This is a genomic window from Paenibacillus massiliensis subsp. panacisoli DSM 21345 (genome assembly GCF_000426545.1).
Lineage (GTDB): Bacteria > Bacillota > Bacilli > Paenibacillales > Paenibacillaceae > Paenibacillus > Paenibacillus panacisoli.
Genome location: NZ_KE384535.1, coordinates 235,980 through 246,669 on the forward strand (window position 1 = coordinate 235,980; position 10,690 = coordinate 246,669).

Here is a 10,690-nt window from a genome sequence, read left to right on the forward strand (position 1 = left end):
GCACTTCATCTCATAACACAGACACTCTTATATCGAGCATTGGCAGGTATATTACAAGCTCCATTGCAACTTCAAAAAAACTCGCACGGAATAGTTGTGAGTAGCGAAAAAGAGGGATGTCCTTGTTCCGATCTAATTCTGCTTTTCGAAGGCTCGCACATTATGTCAGACCGTATAACCTGTGGGTATTCTTGACCGTCGTAGCCTCTATAGGCCTGGCAGCAATAGATATCATTTTAGGCAAAGCTATTGAACAAATGGCAGAAGGAGCCTTCTCATCCACCTGGAGCATGGTTGCACTTGTCGGAGGGATGATGCTCATAGGTCTGCCGTGCAAATTCGTCATGAGGTATGCTTCAGTGCGGTTTAGCGTTGGCGCATTGCGCGACTTAAGAGAAGACCTCGTACATAAGTTTTGTGATCTACCCGTGTCGAGCGTAGAAAGGAAGTTCACGGGTGACCTGGTATCCCGTTTGACGAGCAATACTGCTGTATTACAAAGCTTTTTCATTCAGCAGTTCGCGAATTTGTTCTATCTGCCGCTAGTATTTGTGGCATCTCTGACGCTGCTGCTCATGACAAGCTGGAAGCTGGTGCTCGCAAGCCTGGCACTCATGCCCATAGGACTGATTATCACCTCATTCATGAGTAAGCCTATTGAGAAATATTCGGAGCAGTTGCAGGAGAAGTTGGCGAACCTGAACGCTGTGGCACAGGATGCTATCGGAGGCATCCCCATCATCAAGGCCTTTAACATGCAGGCGATCTTGATGAAGAAATATATGGTGATTATGGAGGATGTCATCAAGCGTGGACTGGGGCTGGAGAAACGCTATGCAGCCATTACGCCTGTCGGTGTCATGATGCTGGCTACACCCATTATTCTGGTCATTGTGTACGGCGGCTACCTGATTGCACAAGGAGAACTTAACGCTGGTGGCATTGTTCTGTTCCTCTACCTGATCTCATTCATTCTGCAGCCAATCTCAATGCTGCCTACAATCATTTCACAGATGAAGGAGGCGGCTGGAGCTGCTAAGCATCTGTTTGAGGTGCTGGATTGGTCCAATGAACGCCAGAGTGATAGTAGCTACGCCCTTCAGAAGGAAGCTACACATGGGGGGGAAGGCACCAACACAGGGGCAATACGCACAACGGATGAGCAACATCCTCTGGAAGAGACTGCTGTAGTCTGTCTGGATAATGTCAGCTTTGGCTACGACGAAGACAGCCTGGTGCTGAAGGAAATTAGCTTCAAGATCAGACAAGGGGAAATGGTTGCCATCGTAGGGGCCAGTGGAGGTGGAAAGAGCACGATCTTCAAGCTTCTATGTGGATTTCTGGAGGATGGGCAGCAGAGTGGAACGATTAGCATTTTCGGAAAGAGCCTACCGAGCTGGGATTTAGTTGACCTTCGCAGCCGAATATCGATGGTATCTCAGGAGCCATCGCTTTTTCCGGCTACCGTTGCAGAAAATATCGGATATGGGCGCATGGAGGCGTCGCGAGAGGAAATTGTCGAGGCAGCCATAGCTGCACATGCCCATGATTTTATCATCCGACTTCCAGAGGGGTACGGTACCGTTTTGAATGAGCGAGGCGGCGGATTGTCCGGTGGACAGAAGCAACGACTTGCTATTGCCAGAGCCCTTCTGAAGAATGCACCATTGCTGCTTCTGGACGAACCTACATCGGCACTAGATAGCCAATCAGAAGCAATGGTGCAGAGAGCACTCCAATCCGTAATGCAGGATCGAACAGTACTGGTCATCGCGCACCGGCTATCCACGATTCGTCAGGCGGACCGGATTATTGTGCTCGACCAGGGCCGGATTGCAGAGTCGGGAACGCATGAGGAGTTGCTGGCCCATAACGGTGTATATCAGAGACTGTATTTGCAGAATTTCGAGGAGCAACAGCAGGATTCCGATATAGCTTCCTCTACGCCGCAGGAAAGGAGTGAGCAGCTTGACCTTCAAGCAGGGGTTCTATGAGTTCCGGCAACTGATGTCCCTGATGAAGCCCCATCGGAAATGGTACTTTGCTGGCTTGATTGGCAATAGTCTGACCAATGCAAGCATTACGATTTTGCTATCCTTTGTGGTTCATTATTTGTTGAATTTTGCTGTGAGTGGTGAAGAGCAGGAGCTATACAGAGCGATCTATCTGGTCACCGGGACATTTATCGTATTAAGCCTGGTGTCTCCATTATGCAGCTATATGTATATGAAATGTGTGAGACTGGCTATTGCCGAGGTGCGCAGGAGATTGTTCGGGCACATCGTTAATCTATCGTACGCCCAAGTTGAGAAACGACACTCTGGTGATCTGGTGTCCCGTATGTCGAATGATGTACAGACGCTGGAGCAGGCATATACAGACCATATTCGCTCGATCATTCTCGAGGTTGCGCTATTTATCGGCTCGCTTACCATCATGCTGGCACTAGATTGGAGATTTGGTGTTGCAGCGATAATACTGGGACTCGCTTCAGCATGGATCAATGCTTTTTTTGCCAAAAGAATGCGTCATACCAGCGAGGAGCTGCAGGGACGACTAAGCACATTTACAGAACGGCTGAGTGATTTACTCACTGGTCTGCAAGTAGTAAAGCTGTTCGGATTAAGGAACAAAGTAGGCGGACTGTGCAATACAGCCAGTGAGCAAGTGAGTCATACTAGCATCCGTCAGGGGCGGCAAATGGGTCTGCAAGATATGTGTAATTTTCTCGTTGAATTCCTTGCGCTGGGCGGTGTACTTGTCGCTGGTTTGATATTGGTGTCTCAGAATCAGATGCAGCTTGGCGTGCTGGGTCAAATTGTACAGTTGCAAACGGGAATCTCGACGGTATTCCTGCAGCTTGGTGCAGCGGTATCCCTCTTGCAGAACTCCTTGGCAGGTCTGGCACGGATCCGCGAGGTGCTGGATGAACCATTAGAGAAAGAGAAGTTCCCGGCGGCGCTGCTGGGGCAACAGCATCCTGTGAAGAGGGAGCCCGAGGCAGTGGGCGGATTGAGTGCAGAGGGGCTTATGGAAACGATCAGGCAGGTAAGCCAGAGTGACGATTCCAGGGCGGCACCACGGATCGCTGTTGAGGATCCATCCTTGGAGCGAGGCCCTGCGGCATTAGAGCTGCAGGATATCAGCTTCGCCTATCAGCCAGATCGTCCGGCGCTCAGAAGGCTAAGTCTGACGGTGCCCGAAGGCAAAGTGACTGCCCTTGTTGGTCCGAGTGGCAGCGGCAAGAGCACCGTCATGAAGCTGGTGCTGGGGTTCTATCCACCCGATGAAGGTGAGCTGAGGATTCGTGACCGCTCCGCCGGAGTCTGTCGACTGGATGAGGTCCGCGACTGGATTGCTTATGTGCCACAGGAGGCGACGCTGTTCCATGGGACGATAGCCGATAACATTCGTTTTGGTTCCCCTGATGCCAGCGATGAGCAGGTTGCGGCAGCAGCTAAGCTGGCCTATGCCAGTGGGTTCATTGCGGAGCTACCGGAGGGCTATCACACGCTCGTCGGCGAACGTGGAGCGAACCTGTCAGGTGGACAGCGTCAGCGAATTGCGATCGCGCGGGCTATGCTCAAGGATGCGCCGATCCTGCTGCTGGATGAAGCAACGTCTGCACTGGATGCGGAAGCTGAGTACGAAGTCCAACAGGGATTGTCTGCGCTGATGAAGGGCCGCACGACTTTGGTGATCGCTCACCGCTTATCAACCATTGAGCAGGCGGATCGTATCTGTGTCCTTGCTGAGGGAGAATTGAAAGAGCAAGGAACCCATGAGCAACTGCTGGCGATGGGAGGGCACTATGCGGAGATGTATGACATTCAGTCCCGCAAGCAGCCTCAGGAGCAATCGGCCTGACATTCGAATGAGACAGTAGCTTCAGGGATAACCATTGTCGGAAATAGCAGCTTTGGAAGATGAGCTTGTGCATGTTGAAGAGATGAACAGTAAGCAACGTTCAGGCGTAAGTGCAGTTTCTTGATCATATTACAATTTGTAAGGAGCGAGACACGTATGACACAGAGCAATGTTCAACTGTTTCCATTAAGCCAGCCACAGCAGCGTATTTGGTACACGGAGCTTCTGTACCCCCAGCGTAATACCTCCACCATTATCGCTACAGTCAAAATCCAGGGGGCAATTCGTATAGATGCATTGCAACAAGCGATGAACCGAGTCGTAGCAAACAATGATTCATTCCGCATCAGGATCACGGAGCAGGATGGCGTCCCTTACCAGCACGTAATTCCGTTTGCTGAGCAGGAGATTGAGACGCTCCATGTTACTTCTGAAGAAGCTGAGGCATGGGTTCAGCAGCACAATCCACAGCCCTTCAAGGTACTGGAATCCCAATTATATCGCTTTGCGATCTTACAGCTTGATGCGGAGGAGACCTGGTACAATTTCAAAATGCATCATATCGTCTCCGACGGCGTATCGATGAATCAGGCAATTAATGAAATTACGGGTCATTACATAGATATCGTACATGGTCAAGATTCCGCAGCTAAAGAAAATGCCTATCTGGAGTTCATTCAGGTAGAGCATAACTACGAGCAATCGGACCGCTATGAGAAGGATCAGGCCTATTGGACTGAGAAATTTGCTGATGTACCGGAAATCACCGGCTTGAAATCCTACAATCCGCTTACTTTAGGTACTACTGCGCGTCGCGAGAGTGTTGTGCTGGAGGATGAGCTGTATCGTGGGGTCAAGGCTTTCTGCGAAGAGCATAAGACCAGTATCTTCACATTCTTCTTGGCTGCTCTGTATATTTACATGCATAAGGTGACGGGCGAGCAGGATTTGACGGTAGGTACGCTATATGCGAACCGGACTTCCAAGAAGGAGAAAGATACAGTAGGCATGTTCGTGAGCACTGTGGCGACGCGGCTGCAGGTCGAGCCTGAGGCAGAATTACTGAGCTTCCTGCAGGGTGTCGGCAAGGAGCAGTCATCCATCCTTAGACATCAGCGCTATCCTTATAACAAGATTATTCAGGATTTACGCGAGCAGCAGAACAATATGGACCTTCAGCGCCTGTTCGGTGTGACGATCCAATATCGTACACTGAGCTTCTCACGCTTTGACGAAGCCTTGCAGCAGGTACTCAATGATTTCTGCGGCGATACCGTAAATGACTTTGATATGCATATGGTCGAAATGCTGGATGATGATCGACTCGTGCTCTATCTGGATTATCGTACAGAGCTGTTCAGCGAGCAGGAAATTGCACTAATCATCCGTCAATTTCTGAGCGTAGCGAAGCACATGGTAGCTGGTCCGCAAAAGCGTATCGAACAATTATCGCTGATCAGCGAAGAAGAGCGCTCTGAAGTCCTCAATGTATTCAATGCGACAGCAGTAGACTATCCGCAGGATGCAGGCATTCACGAGCTATTCGAGGAACAGGCTGAGCGCATACCAGATCAGATCGCGATTATCTCTGCCAGCACGCGAATGACTTACGGGCAGCTGAATGAGCAAGCTAATCAATTGGCGCACACACTGCGCAGCTATGGCGTGACGGCTGAACGGACCGTGGGTATCGTTGCTGACCGCTCGGCGGATATGATCGTGGGCATGCTGGCTATTCTCAAGGCAGGCGGTGCTTACGTACCAATCGATCCGGATTATCCGTCTGAACGAGTCCGCTATCTGCTGACAGATTCCGAGGCACAGCTACTGCTGGTACAACGTGCGGAGCAACGACCAGATGATTACGATGGAATCGTACTGAATCTGAGCGACGTATCTATCTATGGAATGGATGCTCGAGAAGGTGCGTATACGCTGGATGAAGCACAAGCAGGGCGTCAATACGTGGAATATACCGATTATTCAAATGTGAAAAATGAGTATAAAAACCTTTCGACCATGAGTGATCAGGGAATAGAAAAGGATGAAGCCTTCGGCACTCGATTGGCTTATTTAATGTACACTTCGGGAACGACAGGCCAGCCAAAAGGGGTTATGGTCGAGCATCGTAATGTCGTGCGGCTCGTGAAGAATACGAGCTATGCTGTGCTGAGTGAAGATACGCGTATTCTGCAGACGGGAGCGGTTGTCTTTGACGCGTCCACCTTTGAGATCTGGGGCTCGCTTCTGAATGGTGGCCAGCTCGTGCTGGTTAGCCAGGATGTTATTCTGGACGCGGCTAAGCTGAAGGAAGCTGTGCGCAGTCATGGGGTTACCACGATGTGGCTGACGGCACCGCTCTTCAACCAGCTGTCCCAGCAGGATGTAGAGCTGTTCGCAGGGCTGAAGGAGCTGCTGATTGGTGGGGATGTGCTGTCTGTGCCCCATGTGAATCGTGTGCTGAAGGCCCATCCATCGCTGAAGCTGATCAACGGCTATGGACCGACAGAAAACACGACCTTCTCGACAACGCATGCGATTTCAGGTGAGCAGACAGAAGCGGTGCCGATCGGTAGCCCAATTACGAATTCAACTGCGTATGTCGTGGATCGTGCTCTACAGCTGCAGCCTGTCGGAGCGTGGGGGGAGCTGCTCGTCGGAGGAGACGGTGTGGCCCGCGGCTATCGCAACCGACCAGACCTGACAGCAGAGAAATTCATGGATAGCCCTTTCCGCAGCGGTGAGCGCTGCTATCGGACGGGTGACCTCGTGCGCTGGCGTGCTGATGGGACGCTGGAATACAAGGGGCGGATTGACGCGCAGGTCAAGATTCGCGGCTATCGGATCGAGTTAGGTGAGGTGGAGGCCCAACTGCTGAAGCTGGAGGTCGTGCATGAAGCCGTGGTCGTGGCACGAGAGGATGACCAGGGGCAAAAGCAGCTGTGTGCGTATGTTGTGCTGAAGGCTACTGAGGATGGAGATACAGTGGTAGCACCTACCATGCATGAGCTGCGTAGTGCGCTCAGTCAAGAGCTACCGGCTTATATGGTACCTTCGTATTTTGTTGAACTTCCTCAGCTACCACTGACACCGAACGGTAAGGTGGATCGCCGCGCATTGCCTGAACCAGAGGGGCGTATTGACACGGGTCAGGATTATGTGGCTGCTCGCAACGCTGTCGAGAGTGTACTGACGTCGGTATGGCAGTCTGTGTTGGGTATTCCGCAGGTCGGCGTGCTGGATAACTTCTTCCACCTGGGTGGTGACTCTATCAAGGCTATTCAGGTGTCCTCAAGATTGCTGCAAAATGGCTACAAGCTGGAAATGAGAGAGCTGTTCCAGTATCCGACGATTGCCGAACTGAGTGGGCGGGTGCAGCAGGTGATTCGTATTGCAGATCAAGGCGAAGTGACAGGTGCGGTAGCGTTAACGCCAATCCAGCATTGGTTCCTTGAGCAGCAGCCTGCGAACCCTGAGCATTACAATCAGGCTTTGCTGCTGCATCGTGAGGATCATATGGACGAAGCTGCTCTTCGAGTGGCTATCCAGCGAGTAGTTGAGCATCATGATGCGCTGCGGATCGTCCTGCGTCAGTCTGATGATGGCGGATATGAGGCTTGGAATCGCAGTATACAGGATGGCGAAGTCTACAATCTGGATGTAGTAGATCTAACCCACATGTCTAGCCAGGCAGATATTGCTCGACTACTGGAGGAGAAAGCTAACGATATTCAAAGCAGCATCCAGCTGGAGAATGGCCCATTGGTAAGATTAGGTCTGTTCCGTTGTGCGGACGGAGACCATTTGCTGATTGCAATTCACCATTTGGTTGTTGACGGGGTATCTTGGCGTATTTTGCTGGAGGATCTGGCGTCTGGCTATGAGCAGGCTGTAAGGGGAGAGTCTGTCCAATTGCCGAATAAGACCGATTCGTTCCAGATGTGGGCAGACGGGTTGCAACAGTATGCGCACAGTGCAGCCTTAGATAAGGAGCGTGCGTATTGGCAAGGAATTGAGCGGACCGAAGCAGCTGAGGCCAAGTTACCTAAGGATTATGTGCGCAAATCGGATGCTAAGCCACAGCTGCGTGACGATCGTACACTTACCGTGACATGGACGGCGGAGGAGACAGAGCAATTCCTGAAGCAGGCTCACCGTGCCTACAATACAGAGGCTAACGACCTGCTGCTGACTGCGCTTGGCATCGCTATTCATGAGTGGGCAGGCCTCAGTCAGGTGCTGGTCAATCTGGAGGGCCATGGCCGTGAAGCCCTTGTGCCGAATGTGGATATTACACGTACCGTCGGTTGGTTCACCAGTCAATTCCCGGTCGTACTGGATCTGGGTGAGGGCCAGGATGTAGGTCAGCGTGTCAAATGCGTCAAGGAAGGGTTGCGCCGCGTTCCGCAAAAAGGGGTTGGATACGGCATTTTACGTTATTTGTCCTCCCAGGCAGGCGAGCAGGAAGCGGTACAAAGCAACGAGGAGGGGCAGAATTCTCCTGCGTTCATGATCGAGCCAGAGATTAGCTTCAACTATCTGGGACAATTCGACCAGGATTTGAGCAATAGTGCCTTCCGTATGTCCACCTATTCCAGCGGTGCGTCCATTAGCGATACGTTGACGAAGCGCTATGCACTGGATCTGAACAGTATGATCTCAGGCGGGGTGCTGGAGCTGACGATCAGCTATAGCAGTAAGACTTTTATGAAGAAAACGATCAAACAGCTTGCGGAGCTGCTTCGGACAAGCTTGCAGGATGTGCTGGCACATTGTGTCGGCAAGGAAGTGCCGGAGCTGACGCCGAGCGATCTGTCTTTCCAGGGACTGACGGCTGGAGAGCTGGAGCATATTGTGACCCAGACTGCGGCAGCGGGTGAGCTGGACAATATCTATGCCCTGACACCGATGCAGAAGGGGATTCTGTTCCATGGACTGATGGAGCCGCAATCCGGTGCGTACTTTGAGCAGGCGACATTTGAGCTGCAGGGCAGCTTCCAGATCGAGGCTTTTGCGCACAGTCTTAATCAATTGGTGGCACGCCACCAGATTTTCAGGACGAATTTTTATAGCGGCTGGCATGAGCAGCCTTTGCAGGTGGTGTATCGCAATAAGGCGGCGGATTTCCGCTTTGAGGATCTTCGTTCTATGGGAGAGTCAGAGCAGAGCAGCTATATTACTGAGTATGCGAAGCGTGATCAGGCTGAGGGCTTTGACTTTAGTACAGGTGCGCTAATGAGAGTGTCTGTCCTGCGTACGGATGAGGAGAGCTATCGTTTTGTGTGGAGCTTCCATCATATTCTGATGGACGGCTGGTGCTTGTTCCTTATTGTCGGGGAAGCCTTCAATACGTACTTTGATGTGCTGGCAGGACGCACACCAGAGCTTGCTCCGGTTACCCCGTATAGTGAGTATATCGAATGGCTGGAGCGTCAGGACAATACGGAGGCAGAACGATTCTGGAGGGATTACTTCACAGGCTTCGAGCAGCAGACCATACTGCCACAGGCGAAGGTGCTGGATGCTCAGGCCAAGATCTACGAAGCAGACAAGCTGTCCTTCACGCTAGGTCGTGAGCTGACACAGCAGATGGATTCACTGGTCAAGCAGCAGCAAGTGACTGTCAATACGCTGCTACAGGCCGCATGGGGTGTGGTACTGCAGCGCTATAACAATAGTCGTGATGTGGTATTTGGCAGCGTTGTATCTGGCAGATCGGCAGATATCCCAGGTATCGACAAAATGATCGGCTTGTTCATTAATACCGTCCCCGTGCGCATTCATAGTGAGGAAGAAGTAACTTTCGCAGAGCTGATGAAACGGACACAGGAGCATGCACTGGCTTCCCGTTCTTATGAGACATATCCACTGTATGAAATTCAGGCTCTGACGGAGCAAAAGCAGGACCTCGTCAATCATATTATGGTGTTCGAAAATTACCCTGTGGAGCAGCGCATGGAGGAGATGGGCAGCCGAGATGCAGGCGGCTTCACCATTGCGAATGCGTCTATGTCTGAGCAGACGAACTACGATTTCAACATTACGATCGTACCTGGCGACGACATCCATGTTCATCTCGAATACAATGCGCTCGTATTTGACCGCTCAGCGATCGAGCAGATTGCCGAGCATTGGGTGCACGTCATGGAACAAGTCATTAGTAGCCCACACACCCGGGTTGATGATCTGGAGCTGGTGACGGTTAATGAAAGAGCTAGCATCCTTGACGGCTTTGCCTCTGTTGGTGTACTCGAAGGGCTGGATACGACAGGTGTTGCGGGCTTGTTCCATCCATATGTGGAGCAGCAGGCGAAGCTCGTACCTGAGCATGTAGCTGTCGTGTACGAGGAGCAGCAGTTAACTTACCGTGAGCTGAACAGACGGGCGAACCAGCTCGCACGTCGATTGCGCGAGAATGGCATCGGGCGCGAATCCATTGTCGGTATTTTGAGTGAGCGCTCTGTCGATATGCTCGTTGGTGTGCTGGCCGTGTGGAAGGCTGGCGGGGCATATGTGCCGCTGGATGCAGACTATCCGTCTGAGCGTATTCGCTTCATGCTGGCGGATAGCGGGGCGACGGTTCTGCTGACGCAAAAGGGATTGTTAGCACAGAAGGAACTATTAACCGAGCAAGAACTGTTAGCTCAACAAGGTCTGTCGACATCTAACGAGTTGGGGATAGCAGATAAGTCTCAGGAGCAGCAGGAAGCATCGGGGGCTGATTCCGGGTCCAAGGCGGCAGATGAGCTACGTCTGCGCCGGGTGCTGGAGCTGGATGACGAGTCGCTCTATGCCGGGGATGACAGCGACCTGGAGTGGATCA

The 10,690-nt window shown here is 51.9% G+C and carries 3 protein-coding genes; all 3 read left to right on the forward strand.

What is annotated here, in order from left to right; genetic code table 11:
- Positions 1 to 122 precede the first annotated feature (122 nt).
- Positions 123 to 1,994: an ABC transporter ATP-binding protein gene (locus K331_RS0126655; protein WP_028592664.1), complete on the forward strand. Its 1,872-nt coding sequence runs from the start codon at positions 123 to 125 to the stop codon at positions 1,992 to 1,994.
- Positions 1,969 to 3,867 carry an ABC transporter ATP-binding protein gene (locus tag K331_RS0126660; protein WP_028592665.1) on the forward strand — a complete coding sequence of 633 codons (1,899 nt, stop codon included), beginning with the start codon at positions 1,969 to 1,971 and terminating at the stop codon, positions 3,865 to 3,867. Before K331_RS0126655 ends, K331_RS0126660 begins: the two co-directional genes overlap by 26 nt.
- 156 nt (positions 3,868 to 4,023) lie before the next feature.
- Positions 4,024 to 10,690, forward strand: a 6,667-nt coding sequence (locus K331_RS0126665) for a non-ribosomal peptide synthetase (protein ID WP_211237363.1), incomplete at its 3' end; no start/stop codon positions are given.